This window comes from uncultured Anaerofustis sp., assembly GCF_938029165.1.
GTDB lineage: Bacteria > Bacillota > Clostridia > Eubacteriales > Anaerofustaceae > Anaerofustis.
This window is the reverse complement of record NZ_CALHFB010000035.1, coordinates 26,119-42,686: the sequence shown is the minus strand read 5'-3', so window position 1 is coordinate 42,686 and position 16,568 is coordinate 26,119. Positions and strand designations below refer to the sequence as shown.

Annotated in this window: 15 protein-coding genes and 1 tRNA gene; 2 read left to right on the top strand and 14 right to left on the bottom strand. The window is 34.3% G+C overall.

Annotated elements, in window-relative coordinates; genetic code table 11:
• Positions 1 to 178 precede the first annotated feature (178 nt).
• Positions 179 to 254, top strand: a tRNA-Trp gene (locus Q0516_RS04500).
• Positions 255 to 376: 122 nt separating this feature from the next.
• On the opposite strand, the gene Q0516_RS04495 is transcribed toward Q0516_RS04500, so the two are convergent.
• From Q0516_RS04495 to lgt, 5 genes are all read right to left on the bottom strand, one after another.
• Entirely contained in the window at positions 377 to 1,171 is a 795-nt protein-coding gene (locus tag Q0516_RS04495; protein WP_294467531.1) for a DUF6179 domain-containing protein, read from the bottom strand.
• 13 nt (positions 1,172 to 1,184) lie between these two features.
• On the bottom strand, positions 1,185 to 1,727 hold the full coding sequence (locus Q0516_RS04490) for a DUF6323 family protein (protein WP_294467528.1): 543 nt from the start codon (positions 1,725 to 1,727) through the stop codon (positions 1,185 to 1,187).
• A 186-nt stretch (positions 1,728 to 1,913) separates the two neighbouring features.
• Complete coding sequence (locus Q0516_RS04485) at positions 1,914 to 2,765, bottom strand: class II fructose-bisphosphate aldolase (RefSeq protein WP_294467525.1); 852 nt, start codon at positions 2,763 to 2,765, stop codon at positions 1,914 to 1,916.
• Between the two features lie 283 nt (positions 2,766 to 3,048).
• Positions 3,049 to 3,240 carry a hypothetical protein gene (locus Q0516_RS04480; protein ID WP_294467522.1) on the bottom strand — a complete coding sequence of 64 codons (192 nt, stop codon included), beginning with the start codon at positions 3,238 to 3,240 and terminating at the stop codon, positions 3,049 to 3,051.
• An 81-nt stretch (positions 3,241 to 3,321) separates the two neighbouring features.
• On the bottom strand, positions 3,322 to 4,194 hold the full coding sequence (gene lgt, locus Q0516_RS04475; protein ID WP_294467519.1) for a prolipoprotein diacylglyceryl transferase: 873 nt from the start codon (positions 4,192 to 4,194) through the stop codon (positions 3,322 to 3,324).
• A gap of 135 nt (positions 4,195 to 4,329) precedes the next feature.
• On the opposite strand from lgt, the gene Q0516_RS04470 reads away from it, so the two are divergent.
• The gene (locus tag Q0516_RS04470) at positions 4,330 to 7,977 is read left to right on the top strand and encodes a DNA polymerase III subunit alpha (protein ID WP_294467516.1); all 3,648 of its coding nucleotides are present in this window, start codon (positions 4,330 to 4,332) and stop codon (positions 7,975 to 7,977) included.
• Positions 7,978 to 8,264: 287 nt separating this feature from the next.
• Here the strand turns inward: Q0516_RS04470 and Q0516_RS04465 are convergent, their stop codons facing one another.
• From Q0516_RS04465 to Q0516_RS04425, 9 genes are all read right to left on the bottom strand, one after another.
• Positions 8,265 to 8,837 (bottom strand): phosphate propanoyltransferase, encoded by a 573-nt coding sequence (locus tag Q0516_RS04465; protein ID WP_007049222.1) that lies wholly within the window; start codon positions 8,835 to 8,837, stop codon positions 8,265 to 8,267.
• Positions 8,838 to 8,928: 91 nt separating this feature from the next.
• Entirely contained in the window at positions 8,929 to 10,149 is a 1,221-nt protein-coding gene (locus Q0516_RS04460; protein WP_294467507.1) for a U32 family peptidase, read from the bottom strand.
• A gap of 19 nt (positions 10,150 to 10,168) precedes the next feature.
• Positions 10,169 to 11,236 carry a branched-chain amino acid aminotransferase gene (locus Q0516_RS04455; RefSeq protein ID WP_257480314.1) on the bottom strand — a complete coding sequence of 356 codons (1,068 nt, stop codon included), beginning with the start codon at positions 11,234 to 11,236 and terminating at the stop codon, positions 10,169 to 10,171.
• 16 nt (positions 11,237 to 11,252) lie between these two features.
• Positions 11,253 to 12,128 carry a BMP family protein gene (locus Q0516_RS04450; protein WP_294467504.1) on the bottom strand — a complete coding sequence of 292 codons (876 nt, stop codon included), beginning with the start codon at positions 12,126 to 12,128 and terminating at the stop codon, positions 11,253 to 11,255.
• A complete protein-coding gene (locus Q0516_RS04445; RefSeq protein WP_294467500.1) occupies positions 12,094 to 12,267 on the bottom strand; it encodes a hypothetical protein in 174 nt (57 codons plus the stop codon). The genes Q0516_RS04450 and Q0516_RS04445 overlap by 35 nt, the downstream gene beginning before the upstream one ends.
• 139 nt (positions 12,268 to 12,406) lie before the next feature.
• Positions 12,407 to 13,327, bottom strand: a complete 921-nt coding sequence (trxB, locus tag Q0516_RS04440; protein ID WP_294467497.1) for a thioredoxin-disulfide reductase — start codon at positions 13,325 to 13,327, stop codon at positions 12,407 to 12,409.
• A 10-nt stretch (positions 13,328 to 13,337) separates the two neighbouring features.
• Complete coding sequence (locus Q0516_RS04435) at positions 13,338 to 15,038, bottom strand: Na/Pi cotransporter family protein (protein ID WP_257480317.1); 1,701 nt, start codon at positions 15,036 to 15,038, stop codon at positions 13,338 to 13,340.
• A gap of 47 nt (positions 15,039 to 15,085) precedes the next feature.
• Positions 15,086 to 15,553 carry a tRNA (uridine(34)/cytosine(34)/5-carboxymethylaminomethyluridine(34)-2'-O)-methyltransferase TrmL gene (gene trmL / locus Q0516_RS04430; protein ID WP_294467492.1) on the bottom strand — a complete coding sequence of 156 codons (468 nt, stop codon included), beginning with the start codon at positions 15,551 to 15,553 and terminating at the stop codon, positions 15,086 to 15,088.
• A gap of 164 nt (positions 15,554 to 15,717) precedes the next feature.
• On the bottom strand, positions 15,718 to 16,374 hold the full coding sequence (locus Q0516_RS04425) for a hypothetical protein (protein WP_294467488.1): 657 nt from the start codon (positions 16,372 to 16,374) through the stop codon (positions 15,718 to 15,720).
• Between the last annotated feature and the right edge of the window lie 194 nt (positions 16,375 to 16,568).

The window sequence follows — 16,568 nt, the reverse complement described above, 5'->3', positions numbered from 1 at the left end:
GTAAAATATTATCACCAACAATATGATGTAATATGAAGAAACTTGTCGAAGAGGTTATATTTTATCATTATTATTTTTATTTAACATTACTTTTGTAACCTTTATATAAATAAAAAGGATATATAAAATTATATTGACATTTTTCTAAAATTTGTTATAATGTAAAAGTGTCAAAAATAGGGGTATAGCTCAGTTGGTAGAGCAATGGTCTCCAAAACCATGTGCCGAGGGTTCAAGTCCTTCTGCCCCTGCCATAAGTAAATTCAAGCTGCTTAATAAGCAGCTTTTTTTTATTTATTTTAAATTTGTTTATTATCTAAATTTAGAAATTTTATTTCATATACTTTATTTTAACCATATCAAAATAAAACTTTACTTAAAATCTATATCTCTTATTGTAGAAAAAGAATGCATAATCGTCACTTAAATACATAAAATAATCCGACATTTTTTTATTCAAGATAGTATTCATAATAGTTTCTATTTTATTTTTTATTTTATCTTTTGAATATCCGACGAAAAAATTATTTAAAATCATGATATCCTTATCTGATAGTATCAGACTATTTATCTCATTGCCTGAAATAAAGCGGCAAATAGTATTGAACAGTACTGGAAAGCAAATATTGTCTAAGTATAAGTTCCTATAATCGTTTAATTTATATTCTAAAAAGTCTATAATTATATCTTTATTGAATAAGCTTAGGAATTCTTTTTCTATCTTTACGGAGTTTAGGTATTCCAAAATCAAATCTATACCGCATTTACTGTTCGGATTTCCTTTTATAATCGGATAATCCAGAGTAAGGATATTATTTTGAGGAAAATGCTTTGGTATATATTTTATAAAAAACATAGGTATACCTTTAAGTATCGTGTCTTTATAATTCCTTACACCATAATCTTCAAAATCATTTATAATATCTTCATATATACCTTTTGCCTCCAATACTTTGTTATTTACTATATCAAGTCCATTCTCATATAAAAACTCAATACTTGCATTCCTATCTAGGATATTGTTATCTTTAAAATTTTCTTCGATACAATATAATATACCTTGTAACAACATCTCTGCTGTTTCATAAGATACGGACGAACTGTCCTTTGAAGTATATTTACCCATTAAATCAATCAAAATAGGAAGGATTTTTTCATAATTATATTTCATTTTAATTCTCCATTTATTCCCAAAATAATTCTTTAATTACACTTTGATATAAATCTTTATCCCATCTTTGTTCTTCACTTAAATTTTCATATATATTTTTACCTTGGGAATAAATATAGTCTAAACTCTCATCTCTTACAGCTTTTGAAAATCTTTCCAAACAAGTATCTCTAAGGTATCCCAAATCTCCGTAACATACATCATCAAACTGTTCTCTCATAAAATTCAAAAGTTCGTCATCTGTGAGCTTATCTTCGGTCTCGTTTTTAAAGTTATAAAATATATCCACGAGGTCTTTTATAGTGTCGATATAATTATTCCTGTCTATATATTCACTGTCTGAGAATATATAGATTATTTTTTCCGTTAAACCGTAGGAAAATTCTATCCTCTTATATTTCTTTAGTGTTTCATTTTTACTGATAATAATTTCTTTTGCTTCTTTCCTTGTGATAGATAAACCAAACCTATTTATATTTACATTTGATTTTTCTATTAAATCAAGTTCTTTCTTTGAGATGTTATAAAGTATCAGATCCATATTTCCAATATTCATAATAGCCTCCTTTTCATTTAAGGACGCAATTATACTCTTTAGGTACGCTCATAACAAGACTTGAAGTTTTCCTGATTTTATGGTATTATAAATACATAAAAAGGAGATAAATTTGATTATTTATCTCCTTTTATATTTAAGTCAGTAAATTTTTATCGATTTGACTCATGTATATTCAAATAATTATTAAGCTTTATTTTTAGAACCGCATACACCTATCAAATGTTTTACCTTATCTTTCATTGTCTTTATCCCCTTTGTGTTATATTCTTTAGGGTCGTAAATATTTCTGTTTTCAAGCCTCATCCTTACGCCGTTTGTAAACGCCATTCTAAGGTCTGTTGCGTAATTTACTTTACATATCCCAAGACTTATTGCCTTTTTAACATCTTCATCATTCGTTCCGCTGGTACCGTGAAGGACAAGAGGTACATCAACCAAGCTTTCTATTTCTTTAAGTCTTTCGAAATCCAGATTCGGTTCTTCTTTATAAGGACCGTGAGCGGTCCCTATTGCAACGGCAAGTGAACTGCACCCTGTCTTTTCAGCGAACTCTTTAGCTTTTATAGGCGAAGTAAATATAGCATCTTTATCCAATACTTCGTTTTCGTCTTCTTTTCCCCCTATTCTTCCAAGCTCACATTCTACCGGTATATCATAATCCAAAGCATAATCCACGACTTCCTTCGATACTTTTATATTATTTTCAAAATCCATTTTTGAGCCGTCTATCATTACTGAAGTATATCCTGCTTTAATACACCTTTTACTTAGCTCAAAGCTTGCTCCGTGGTCCAGGTGAAGTACGATCGGTATTCTCGTATCTTTTGCATAGTATTTAACTATGCTCACAGCTATTTCGGGAGGGATATAATTAAGTGTAGAAGTTGTCGTCTGCATTATAACGGGAGATTTTTCTTCTTCACATGTTTCTATTATCCCTCTTGCCATTTCCATATTTTCAAAATTGAATGCGGGAACAGCATAATTTTCTGACTTTGCTTTTAGTAGTATTTCTTTTGACGTAACAAGTGGCATGACTTTCTCCTTTAAGCTTTATTAAATATTTAAATATTATTATTTTTTAATTTATATTTTCTATTGTTAATAGCTATTTTAATCATAATAAGATAATAATTTCTTTATAGAAAGTTTCCGCTAATTAATATAAAATAGACGTTTTCAAATTACGTAATCGTATTAAAAAGTACACGTAAAATCCTTTTATAAGTAACGCTAAACACTTGTTTAACTATTAGGAACGGTTCATACATTATATTAATAAGATGTACTAAAATAGATTTGATATCAGAATTTGACACTACTTTTTCTTATTTAGCTGAACACGAATTATATTAAACAAATTTGAAAGCAGGGTACAAAAAAGTGCCGAAGCAAGCAGCCAATTATTCTTTTCCTGATCAAACAAAGCTATCAACAAAAAAATAATTCCTGCTATAATCAGACCAACACCGGAAATAAATAATAAAGTATTTACTTTTTTCTTATCCATTTCTAATCTCCATAGCCCCATATTTATCGAATTAATATTATCTTCCTATATAAAAACATCACTGTCTTTTTTAATTTTATATTAATCCTTACTTTTTGCTTCTTTGCTTGTTATAATATTTTTTTCTTTAGTATCTATGTTATTATTTTCGATTTTCAATTCATTCATTGTGTTATCATCATCATTATCTTTGATTTTATGTTTTCTTCTTATTATATATATACCTATAATTCCTGCAAGTATCAGACCGAGACTTACAAACTGAGCTATTCTAAGCCCTAAAAACATTAAAGAGTCTGTTCTGAGCCCCTCAATAAAAAATCTTCCTATGGAATAATAGATAAAATATGAACAAATAAGCTCTCCGTCGAACTTTTTAAATTTCTTATCTATAATAAAATAAAGAAGGAAAAATCCGATCAAATCCCAAATCGATTCGTAAAGGAATGTTGGATGAACCATTATGGAACCAAGTGTCGGATCTATTACATTTATAGCCCATGGTACATTCGTTATACTTCCGTGAGCTTCCATGTTGAAGTAATTTCCCCATCTGCCGACAGCCTGTGCTAAGAGTATACACGGAGCCGCAACATCAAGCATTTTTAGAAAATCGAGTTTGTGATGTCTGCATACCAGATATACCCCGAGGAATGCACCTATAAGACCTCCATGTATTGCAAGTCCTCCGTTCCAAGTCCTGTATATCAAATTGAGATGTTCGCTGTAGTATTCCCATTCGAATGCTACATAATAAAGTCTCGCACATATTATTCCGAGAGGCAGACATACGATTATAAAATCGTAGAGTATATCGGGATCTATACCTATCTTTTTAAGTCTTTTAGCGATAAAGAACAGTGCAAGAAGTATCCCCGTCAAGATACATATTGCATACCATCTTACTTCTATGGAGCCTATAGTAAAAGCTATAGGATTAGGTGTCATTAACATAAATTTCCTCCTTGGTAAATTAAAAGAATTATACCATATATTGTATTTATAATAAATAATTTTATCAATATATTATTCCCTTTTTTGACCAAATATTATATAATAAAATTTAGTTTTAAGATAGGGAGATAAAAAATGTCTATACCATTTACACATTTACATGTACATACAGAATACTCATTATTGGACGGATTTTGTAAGATAAAAGAACTGCCTAAGCTCGTAAAAAATATGGGCATGGATAGTATTGCCATAACCGATCATGGAAATATGTTTGGTGTTATAGAATTTTACAGAGCGTGCAGAAAGGAAGGGATAAAACCTGTCCTTGGATGTGAAATATATATGACTATGGGTGACAGAAAAGGCAGAGATCCGATGAATGACAAGCAGAGCTTTCACTTTATCCTACTTGCGGAAAATGAAATCGGATATAAAAACCTTATGAAAGTCGTATCTATAGCATATACAGAAGGGTTTTACTATAAACCGAGAGCCGATTTTGACTTGCTTGAAAAATACTCCGAAGGACTTATCGCTACAAGTGCTTGTATCGGGGGTATTATACCGAGAAAGATAAACAGCGGAGAAATAGAAGAAGCAAAGAAATATCTTGAGAGATTTATTGATATATATGGAAAAGATAATTTTTTCCTTGAAATCCAAGACCATGGTCTTGAAGAAGAAAAAACAGCAAACGAAGAATTAATAAAAATGGCTGAGGAGTACGGAGTAGGGCTTATTGCCACGAACGACTCCCACTATTTAAGAAAATCCGATTCCGAAGCTCATGATGTCCTTCTTTGCGTACAGACCGCAAGTAACTTAAGCGACGAAAACAGGATGCGTTTTCCTAATGATGAGTTTTATATAAAAACTCCGGAAGAAATGAGTGAGCTTTTTAAATACTGTCCGGAAGCTATTGAAAACACTCATAAAATTGCCGAGAGATGTAATGTAGAAATCGAATTCGGGCATTACCATTTGCCGGTATTCCCTCTTCCCGAAGGAATGACATCTCAGCAGTACCTTAAAAAGCTTTGTATGGATGGCTTACATAAGAAGTACGATAATGTAACAAAAGAATTAACTGAAAGACTTGAATACGAACTTGGCGTAATCAACGATATGGGCTTTAACGATTATTTCCTTATCGTTTGGGATTTCATCAATTATTCAAGAACTCATGATATCCCCGTAGGTCCCGGAAGAGGAAGTGCCGCGGGAAGTATAGTAAGTTATACCCTTGATATAACTCAAATAGACCCGATCAAATACGCACTTATTTTTGAAAGGTTTTTAAATAATGAAAGGGTATCAATGCCCGATATAGATATTGACTTCTGCTACGAAAAAAGGCATGAAGCGATAGAATACGTTATAGAAAAATACGGATTTGACAACGTTAGTCAGATAGTTACCTTCGGAACACTTAAACCTAAAGCGGCTGTTAAAGATATAGCCAGAAGTATGGGGATAAGCTTTGACCAATCCAATAAAATCGCTAAACTCATCCCTGATGAAGCGAAGATAACCATAGAAAAAGCCATTGCAATGAACCCCGAACTTCATCAGATGTACGATGAAGACCCTACGATAAAGAAACTTCTTGATACGGCTAAAGCGGTGGAAGGTATGCCAAGGCATTCATCCACTCACGCGGCGGGGGTCATTATTTCCGACAGAGCCGTTAGTGATTATGTACCTTTGTATTTAAACAAAGACAGTATAGCCGCACAATTCAACATGACCACGGTAGAAGAGCTGGGACTATTAAAAATGGACTTCTTGGGACTAAAAAACTTAACCGTAATCAAGCATACTTTGGATAATATAAAACTATCCAAAGGCATTGATGTGGATATAGATAATATAAGTCTTACGGACCAGAACGTATTCGATACAATAAGCAGAGGCGATACGATAGGTGTATTCCAGCTTGCAAGTCCCGGAATGCAAAGCTTCATGCAAAGACTTAAACCAAATACATTTGAAGATATCATAGCGGGTATTTCGCTTTACCGTCCGGGTCCTATGGACATGATACCTACATATATAGATAACAAACATAACCCTGCTAATATCAGTTATCTTCACCCTTCATTGGAACCCATCCTTAACGTAACATATGGTATCATCATTTACCAGGAACAAGTTATGCAGATAGTTAGGGATTTGGCGGGCTATTCAATGGGGCGTAGTGACCTTATCAGAAGAGCCATGGGTAAGAAAAAGCATGAAGTTATCGCCAAAGAAAGAGAAATATTCCTTCACGGTAATGAAGAAGCCTTTAACAAAGGTGAAGACAAAGAAAAGGTTCATGGCTGTGTAGCTATAGGGATAGATGAAAAAACGGGTAATGAAATATATGACTTGATGGAAAAATTCGCGTCATATGGTTTCAATAAATCTCATGCGGCGGCATACGGAGTCATCTCCTATCAGACTGCATATTTAAAGACTTATTACCCTGCTGAATTCATGGCTGCCCTTATAACTGTTTATATCGGTTCCGATGACAGGATGTTATATATGAACCACTTAAAGGAAAAAGATATCAAACTCCTACCTCCCGATGTAAATAAGAGTTACTCTCGTTTTACGGTTGATGACGGAAGCGTTAGATTTGGTCTGCTTGCCTTGAAAGGACTTGGTGAATCAGCTATCGAAGAGATCATACAGGCAAGAGAAGAAAAAGGAGACTTTACTTCATTCCCTGATTTTGTAAATAAAATTGAATTTCATTCTCTAAATAAAAAAGGAGTGGAAAGCCTCATATTATCGGGAGCCTTTGACAGTCTCGGAAATAACAGAAGAGAGCTTTACTGTGTATATGAAGACTTCTTAAACGATACTTTAAGACAGAGAAAACAAAATATCGCAGGTCAGACCACTCTCCTTGAAATGCTTTCTCAGGAAGAAAACGAACAAATTGAAATGACTATACCTACAATGGCAGAATTTGAAGCAAAAGAAAAGCTTAAATTCGAAAAAGAGGTAATGGGAATGTACATTAGCGGACATCCCCTTGCCGAACATGAAGAAGACCTTGATAAGTATACCAGTATGCAGCTATATGAAGTATATGACAGGTATGGAAACAAGAATTCCGAAGAAGAGGAAGAAGCCGAACCTCAGGTTCCCGTTAATAATAAATATAATAAATTCAATAAAAATAAAAGAGAGCTTATTACGATAGGCGGACTTGTAACATATGTAAAAGTTATATATACGAAAAAAGACAATAAACAAATGGCTTTCATGACGGTTGAAGATTTGACTTCTGATATGGAAATAGTCGTATTCCCAAGAACATTTGACGAATATAAGGATATCTTAAAAGAAGATAATAAGCTTATAATAAAAGGGCAAATAAGCGTTAAAGAAGAAGACGAAGAAAAAAGCGTGTCTATAATCGCAGATAAGATATGGGATATGGAAGATAAAAGGAGCAGACCGCCTGCAATAAGAAAAAAAGATGTGATCCAGCCAAGGATAAAAAAGGCAAAGGAAAAAGCGGTATCTCCCGAAATCAAGAAAGCTAATTCAAAGAAAATAATAGGTAATTCTCTTACATTGGTACTCAATAAAATAAACGAAAGAACTATGAGTGATATAAGACAGCTTTTTGTAAAGTACAAGGGAGATAAAAAAGTCGTACTTTTCTCCCCTGTTTCAAAAAAATCTTATGTTGCAGACAAAAGCATGTGGGTCAAGCTGGAAATCGGGCTTATAGACGAGCTTGCGGAACTTATTGGGAAGAATAATATTATTATTAAATAGTACATCAGGGGCTCTGCCCCTTTAACCCTTTGTAGGGCGCTGCCCTACTACTCGCCAATATTTTTCCAAAGATAAAAATATTGGATAAAAATCTTTCACTCAATTGCCGTGAAGGCTCTTTACGCGGTCGGATTTTCTAAAAATCCCTACCCGGGATTTTTGAAACGACCGCTACCCCAACCTCATAATAAATAAAAAGCATTCATTAGCTGATGAGTGCTTTTATTTTATTTATATCTATATAAAACAAAAGACCGCATATGCGGTCTTTTTAAGTAAGTATTTAATTAGTCTTTGATTATTTCAAGCATATCGCCGTTTTTACATCCTGCGGCATTTCCTTCTTCCAAGTCTATATGCATTTCAAGTCCGCATCTTTCGTTGGATCTGATAAGTACATTTTCAAATATAAGTCCTCTTTCTCCCGGAACTCTTACTTTAACGATATCGCCGTCTTTAACTCCGTATTCTTTTGCCTGAGAAATAGTCATATGAATATGTCTGCTCGCTACGATTACACCTTTATCGATTTCCACCTCACCTTTTGGTCCTCTTAAGATACAGCCCGGTGTTCCGTCCAAATCCCAGGAATCTCTGATAACTTTAGGTACACCAAGCTTAAAAGTATCACTTGCCAAAATTTCGATTTGAGCATGTGGTCTTGCCGGACCTAAAACCCTCATTTTTATTGTACCTTTTGGTCCTACTACATCGACAAATTCTTCCGCAGCAAATTGTCCAGGTTGTGAAATAGGTTTTTTGATCTTTAATTCGTAGCCTTCACCAAATAATGCATCGATATCTTTTCTGCTAAGATGCACATGTTTATTTGAAAGCCCTACAGGTACTCTAGTTTTCATCTATTTAAATTCTCCTTCAATAATTAAATTAATATGTTTACCACGATTATTTTAACACAAATCATATAATTTGTATACAATTTTTACAAAGTTATACTCTTTTTCTTATTAGCTCAAACTCGCTGAGTTCGGTGCCGTCGGTTTGAATAAATAACCTTTCTTTAGGGTGCGGAGTACTGTCGACTTCCTCTCCTTTTTCGTTAAACATTTTTTTAATTTTAAAGGTAATACTTTTTTCTCTCGGTCTGACAAGTTCCAATTCGTCGGAAACGAAAAATTTATTTCTCTGCTCTATTTCATACATACCTTTTTCTTTATTGAATCCGATTACTTGAGCTACAAAATCGTAATTTCTGGTGTAAGAGCTTGTCCCGTAGTTTTGAGTAGAAGAGTCGGCATTCCCGAAGTAAAATCCTTCGGTATACTGCCTATGGCTTACCTTGGTAAGCTCTTTAAATAAGCTTTCATCTATCTTATAATTTTCCCTATCTCTTTCGTAAGCGTTTATAGCGTTCCTATATGCATTTACAACGGTCGAAACGTAGAATATGCTCTTCATCCTTCCTTCTATCTTGAAACTGTCTACTCCCGCTTCAATAAGCTCATGGATGTGATTTATAAGACATAAATCTTTTGAATTAAAAATAAAACTGCCTTCTTTATGCTCTTCTATAGGGAAGTATTCTCCCTCTCTCGTGCTTTCCATAAGAGAGTATTTCCATCTGCATGGCTGTGCACAGTCTCCCCTGTTTGCATCTCTTCCTGTAAGATAATTACTTAGTAAACATCTTCCGGAGTAAGAGATACACATAGCTCCGTGAACGAAAGTTTCTATTTCCATTCCCTCAGGCTTATTTTCACATATGCCTTTGATGTCCTCAAAAGAAAGTTCTCTGGCAAGAACTATCCTGTTTACTCCGTTACGCTTCCAAAATTCCACGCTTTTATAATTCGTTGTGCTGGACTGAGTTGAAAGAGATATTTTCATATCCGGAAGAGTATCTCTTACGGTCATGATAATACCGGGGTCGGCGGCAATTATCCCGTCAACTCCGGCATTATTTAAATCTTTTACATACTTAGCAAGTTCGTTAAAATCATTATTTCTCCCTGAAATATTGATAGTAACATAAACTTTTCCGTTCTTACTGTGAGCAAAATCAGCTCCTTCACGTATTTCATCTATAGTAAAGTTTCCCGCATTCGCTCTCATGGAAAACTTTTTACCACCTAGGTAACAAGCGTCCGCACCGTAAGTAAACGCATATTTTAACTTTTCTAAATCTCCGGCTGGAGCAAGTAATTCACTCATTTTATTTATTCCTTTTCTTTTATAAATCTATTTTTCTTGTCCATCCGAACTTATCTTCAATTTTGCCCCACTGTATACCCGTTAAAGTATCATATAATTTTTGAGTAAGTTCTCCTGTTTTAAAATCATTTATTTCTACAGCTTCGCCTTTATAGCATAGCTCTCCTATAGGAGATATTACCGCTGCGGTACCCGTACCGAATGCTTCCGTCAATTTACCGCTTCTTGCGGCATCCATAAGTTCGTCGATACTTAAATCTCTTTCTTCTACTTCGATTCCCCAGTCTTTTAATATATGGATTATAGAATCTCTGGTAACTCCCGGAAGTACAGAACCGTCAAGGGCTGCTGTAACAACTTTCCCGTCGATAACGAACATTGCATTCATTGTCCCTACTTCTTCAACGTATTTTCTATGTACGCCGTCTAACCAAAGAACTTGAGTATAACCGTTTTCTTCGGCTTTTACCTGTGCCGCGATACTTGCCGCATAGTTTCCCCCGCATTTAGTAAATCCGGTACCGCCTTTTACCGCTCTTACATATTCATCTTCAACCCAAATCTTAACAGGGTTTACTCCTTCGGGATAATAAGCCCCTACAGGAGATAAGATGATTATAAATTTATAAGATTTTGCGGGGTGAACACCTACACTGCTTTCTGAAGCAAATACAAAAGGTCTGATGTATAATGAAGTTTCTTCTTTTGTAGGTACCCAGTCTTTTTCGCATTTAACAAGCTCTTCAACTGCTTTAACGAACATATCTTCCGGTACTCCCGGCATACATATACGCTTATTTGAGTTTATCATACGTTTTGCATTCATTTCAGGTCTGAATAAAAGGATTTCTCCTTTATCGTTTCTGTAAGCTTTAAGCCCTTCAAAAGTTTCCTGTGCATAGTGAAGGACCATAGTTGCAGGGTCGATGGATAAAGGTCCGTAAGGAACTATCCTTGCGTCATGCCATCCTTTTCCTTCGGTATAATCCATTATAAACATATGGTCGGTAAAATAATTACCAAATCCTAAATTGTTTTCATCCGGTTTTTGTTTTCTTTTCTCTACTAATTCATATTTTATATCCATTTTGGTCGTCTCCTTATTATTTTGTTTTATATTTGAAAGTCTCAAACGACTTATTGTCTTTTGGTACCTTTAAAGCACCTGTCGCAATATCTTTTTTACACTCTTCCAAACCTAATGTGATACTGTCTCCTTCTTTAAAGAAGTTTTGATTTAATTTTATATTGACAACGGAATCACCGACACCTAAGTTGTTTACCTTTGTATCAAATGATTCGAATATAACCGAATCACATATAGTCATAGAAGCGTTTTTATAATCCTTATAAATCTCACCGAGCTTTATTTCGTTGTCGGATTTATTATATAGGTCAGAATCAATTACTTTAAGACCCTTTTCTCTTATAACATTATCGACTCCTATAGCTCCCGCACCGCAAACCGTAAAGAAAACATCGGCTTTTTTTGAAATAAGTCCTTCCGCTATCTTACTTCCCGCCTGTGCGTCGATATAAGAGTTTGTAAATGCCTTTTCAACTTTTACTTTTTCATTTGCAGCCTTTACACCGCTCATAAAGCCATATTCATAGTCTTGGTTTTTATTTTCATATGCACCGATATATCCGACAACATTGGTCTTTGTAGTCTTCGCGGCCAAATACCCCGAAAGGAACGCTCCTTCTTCATTTTTGAAAGTAATGCTCATTGAGTTATTTGTTTCATCTCCGTACCCTATAAATCCAAGATTACTTGTCGGGTAATCACCATGGACTGCGAGAAGGGATGAACATACCGCAGGAGAATTTGCAAGGACCAAATCATATTTTGTGGATGATAATAATCCGTTAGCAACGGTTTCGTAATTGTCCGAAGATTTAGGAACTTTTATATCAAAAGAGAAATCGTAATTTTTAAATGATTCATTTACCATTGATGATTTCTTTATTTTTAACATCTTCTTCTCCGTATGTATCCGAAATATATGCTATCTTAAATTTTTTACTGTTGGGATCGGTACTGTCTTTCTTATTTCCGCAGCCGACGACTGTCAGGACAAAAAAGAAAGCTATTAATATACTAAATATTTTCTTCATATCAAACCTCATAAACTTTTATACTTCTATACTGTATAATATATTTATTTTATGCTTTTTTCATATTTTTTTCAAGTTTTTTGTAAAGAAAAAAGCGCTAAATATAATTTAACGCTTTTAATATTCATATAATTCTTATTTATTTTAGTTCGTCTATATATTCTTCGGCACCTGTTGCGCATATAGCGCCGTCAGAAGCCGCTGTAACGACTTGTCTTAAATTCTTCTGTCTTACATCACCGGCAACAAAAAGTCCTTTTACGGACGTCTGAAGAGAATTATCGGTCACGATATATCCCTTTTCATCCACTTCGACCAAGTTTTTAACAAGAGTACTGTTAGGATTATGACCTACGAACATGAAAACACCGTCTGTATTATAATCGTATATTTCACCTGTCTTCTTGTTTTTTACTTTTATCCCCGTTACCATGCCGTTTTCACCTAGTATCTCCACAGGTTCATGGCTTAATAAGAAATGTACTTTATCATTTGCCCTGGCTTTCTTTTCCCAGCTCTTTCCGCCTCTGAACTGGTCTCTTCTATGAATGATAGTTACTTTTTTTGCAAACTTCGTTAGGTATATGGCTTCTTTCAAAGCGGTATCTCCGCCTCCTACCACACATACTTCAAATCCAGTGAAGAAACCTGCATCACAGGTTGCACAGTAAGAAACTCCCATACCTCTGAATTCTCTTTCTCCTTTTATACCGAGTTCTTTAGGAGTAGAGCCTGAAGCGATAATACAAGTTTTTCCTATATATTCTTCCCTGCTTCCTTTAACGTAAAACATCCCGTCGTCTTTTTTTTCAACACTAATCACTTCGTCACTTACTATTTTTGCTCCGAAACTCAAACATTGTTCTTTCATTTTTTCTACAAGCTCCGGTCCCGTAACTTCACTGGCTCCGGGATAGTTTTCGATTTCAGTAGTAGTAGTTATCTGTCCTCCTACCACAGCCTTTTCGATAATCAAAGTATTTAGTGTAGACCTTGATGCGTAAAGTCCTGCGCTCAAACCTGCGGGACCCGCACCGATAATAATTACATCATAATTCATTTTTACCTCCTTATGGAAGCATGTCAAATTGTCTGCGTGATAATAATTCCACGTATTCCTTTACAAAACCTCCAATATGTGCACTGTAATCTCCGATTCTTTCAAGATCGGCTACTATATCAAAGTATACAACACCGGCTTCAGGAGTGCAAGACTTTCTGTTGAGTCTGTCTATGTGTGCTTTTCTAAGTTCATCTTCTTTTTTATCTATTTCTTCTTCCATAAGGTCCGTTTTAACGGCCTTTGTTAAATCTTTTTCTTTAAATGCATCGATAGCAAGTCTTAAATTTTTCCTCACCATTTCATACATCCCGCTTAATTCATTTGTTGCATTTTCACTGAAGACCACGCCGTCGTCTTTTTTATTCTGTGCAATTCTCACCATACTCATACAGTAATCACCTATCCTTTCGATATCGTGAATTACCTGATGAAGATGAACGGTAAAATCCGCACTTTGAATGCTTGCGTCCAAAGCGGAAATCTTTATAACGAACTCTGCAATCCCCGTTTCGTACTTATTGATCAAATTTTCTAAAAGCTCGACCTCTTCGATATTTTCAAATTCATTGTTTATACATGCATTCGAAGCGAGATTTACCGCTTTATAGGCGATTTCCGACATCGTTTCGACTTCGTTTAACGCTTCCGAAACAGCAAATGCGGGATTTTCCAACAAAATATCATTCAATTTGAGTGTAAAATCGCCTTCCTCGTCTTTTTTTTTCACAGGCAGAACTTTCTCTATAAACTTGATGATAGGTTTGCTTAAGAATAATAACAATGACGCATTGATCACGTTGAACATAGTATGGAAGTTAGCGATCTGCTGAGTCGGATCACTTCCCGATATAGATAATATAAAATTAAAAATAAAACTATGTCCGTCTTTTGCAAACGCTCCGGTCAGGAATAATAAAGACATCATCCATATTACTCCGACTGTCTTGGTGATAAGATGAAATACCGCCGCCTGTTTAGCCTCTCTTTCAACACCTATCATAGCTATCATAGCCGTTGCACATGTACCGATATTCATACCTAAAACTATAGGTACGACTACACCAAGGGCTTCATACCCTTCAACTCCCGCAAAAGCACCGCCGATTGCAAGAGCCTGAAGCAAACCGATAGAAGCTGAAGAAGACTGAATAACTGCCGTTACAAAGACGCCTGCAAGAAGACCGAGGATCGGGTAATGTCCCAAACTTACAAGCATATTGGTAAAGAATGGATTGTCTGCAAGAGGTTTTAAAACAGTAGACATAACGCTTATGCCGAAAAACAATATACCAAAACCCAGAATACATTCTGCAACATGTTTTAGTTTATCCTTATTTGCAAACATAAGTATGGCTGAACCGATACCTATAAATAAAGGCGCGTAGTCCGATAGATTAAGAGCAATTATCTGTCCCGTTATCGTAGTACCGATATCCGCCCCTAAAATCACCCCTGCCGCCTGCGCAAGAGTCATAAGATTTGCATTTACAAGACCTACTACAAGCACCGTCGTGGCAGAAGAACTTTGAATTATCATTGTCACAACCGTACCCAAAGCAAGTGCCTTTATGGGGTTACTGGTAACCTTGTTAAGTATGTCCTTTAATTTATTCCCTGCAGCTTTCTTTAGCCCTTCACCCATAAGATCCATTCCGTAAAGGAATAACCCCAGGCCTCCGAAGAGCTGAATCAACATCATAATATCCATATTCTTTCCTCCCCTTTACACCAAAAAAAGGTCAGGCTTAATATAGTTTATTTCATAGATTCGAAATTATGCTGTCTAAGTGCTTCATATAATAGAACTGCCACGCTGTTCGACAGATTTAAACACCTTGCATTTTCTTTCGGTATCATAGGAATCCTAAGCCTTGTACTCGGATATTTTTGGTGAATATAATCCGGAAGCCCTTTCGTTTCGGCTCCGAACATAAAATAATCATTTTCTTCAAATTTAAAATCAGTGTAGTTCTTATCTCCCTTTGTTGTGAGCAAATAAAGATTTTTCACATCATTTTTCATTAGGAAATCTTCAAAATTTTCATATACACTTATTGTTGCCTCATCCCAGTAATCTAAACCGGCTCTTTTTAAGTATTTATCTTTTATACTAAAACCGAGGGGTTTTATAAGATGAAGTTTTGTATCTGTTACTGCACAGGTTCTTACAATATTTCCGGTATTCTGCGGAATTTCAGGATTAAATAAAACAATATTAAACATTTTTCTGCTCCGTTTCTTATTTTTCCTAAATAAAATATAAGAACCGAGATAAATATAACATATATTACATTTACTTTTCTCATATTTTACTTATTGTTTATTTTGATTTTACATAAATTTTACATTATTTTACAAACTAATCAAACTTTTATAATAATATACCTTTATTTGTTTTTTATATCTTTTATTGCAGGTAAATTATTATATCCGAGACTCTTTGCTTTTTTCAAATATTGCTTGGTCTTTTCCTTATCGTTCATCATATCATACGCAATAGCCAAGTTACCGTAAGCATTTGCACAGTCCGGATATATATCTATTGCTTTCTTTGAATATTCAATGGATTTTTTAATCTCGGGAGGATCTTTCTTTAAATATATATTTCCAAGGCTCATATATGCGGTTTCGTTTTTCTCATTTATTTCGATGACTTTTAGGTAATACTCCTCTGATTTCTCAAAATCATCGTTTATATCATATACTCTCGCCAAAGCTATCATATAATCTTCGTTGTTGGGTTTCAGCTCATCAGCTTTTTTAAGAGGTATGAGAGCGGTATCAAATCTCTTAAGCTGCCAGTATGAATATCCTGTCATATAATTTCTGTTTGCTTCTTTATCCTTCTCAAGTTCATTTTCTTCAACTTTATTCAATGTTTCTATAGTGTTATAAAAATCCTGTTCTTTAAAATATTTTTCACCCAAAGCATACAGTTCTTCGGCACTCTCTTTTTTCTGACATCCGTAAAAAGCGGAAATAAAAATAAATAAAGTTAAAAATAAAATACTAAATTTAAATATTCTTTTATTACTTTGTATCATATCAAATTCCTCTTTTGATAATTTTTAAATATTATATCATAAAAAATAATATAAAAATTTCAGATATAAAATGTTAATGATTTTTTAATTATTTAATGTTTAATGAACAAATAAGATAAGTTGTAAAACATCAAAATTTTAATAAAAAAACTCTTTAGGATAAAGTTTATTATTATACTTTAATTTTATTTTAG

Bases quoted from the DNA above. Each gene is read 5' to 3' on its own strand.
- Q0516_RS04495 (WP_294467531.1), bottom strand. From the start codon at position 1,171: ATGAAATATAATTATGAAAAAATCCTTCCTATTTTGATTGATTTAATG.
- Q0516_RS04490 (WP_294467528.1), bottom strand. From the start codon at position 1,727: ATGAATATTGGAAATATGGATCTGATACTTTATAACATCTCAAAGAAA.
- Q0516_RS04485 (WP_294467525.1), bottom strand. From the start codon at position 2,765: ATGCCACTTGTTACGTCAAAAGAAATACTACTAAAAGCAAAGTCAGAA.
- Q0516_RS04480 (WP_294467522.1), bottom strand. From the start codon at position 3,240: ATGGATAAGAAAAAAGTAAATACTTTATTATTTATTTCCGGTGTTGGT.
- lgt (WP_294467519.1), bottom strand. From the start codon at position 4,194: ATGTTAATGACACCTAATCCTATAGCTTTTACTATAGGCTCCATAGAA.
- Q0516_RS04470 (WP_294467516.1), top strand. From the start codon at position 4,330: ATGTCTATACCATTTACACATTTACATGTACATACAGAATACTCATTA.
- Q0516_RS04465 (WP_007049222.1), bottom strand. From the start codon at position 8,837: ATGAAAACTAGAGTACCTGTAGGGCTTTCAAATAAACATGTGCATCTT.
- Q0516_RS04460 (WP_294467507.1), bottom strand. From the start codon at position 10,149: ATGAGTGAATTACTTGCTCCAGCCGGAGATTTAGAAAAGTTAAAATAT.
- Q0516_RS04455 (WP_257480314.1), bottom strand. From the start codon at position 11,236: ATGGATATAAAATATGAATTAGTAGAGAAAAGAAAACAAAAACCGGAT.
- Q0516_RS04450 (WP_294467504.1), bottom strand. From the start codon at position 12,128: ATGTTAAAAATAAAGAAATCATCAATGGTAAATGAATCATTTAAAAAT.
- Q0516_RS04445 (WP_294467500.1), bottom strand. From the start codon at position 12,267: ATGAAGAAAATATTTAGTATATTAATAGCTTTCTTTTTTGTCCTGACA.
- trxB (WP_294467497.1), bottom strand. From the start codon at position 13,327: ATGAATTATGATGTAATTATTATCGGTGCGGGTCCCGCAGGTTTGAGC.
- Q0516_RS04435 (WP_257480317.1), bottom strand. From the start codon at position 15,038: ATGGATATTATGATGTTGATTCAGCTCTTCGGAGGCCTGGGGTTATTC.
- trmL (WP_294467492.1), bottom strand. From the start codon at position 15,553: ATGTTTAATATTGTTTTATTTAATCCTGAAATTCCGCAGAATACCGGA.
- Q0516_RS04425 (WP_294467488.1), bottom strand. From the start codon at position 16,374: ATGATACAAAGTAATAAAAGAATATTTAAATTTAGTATTTTATTTTTA.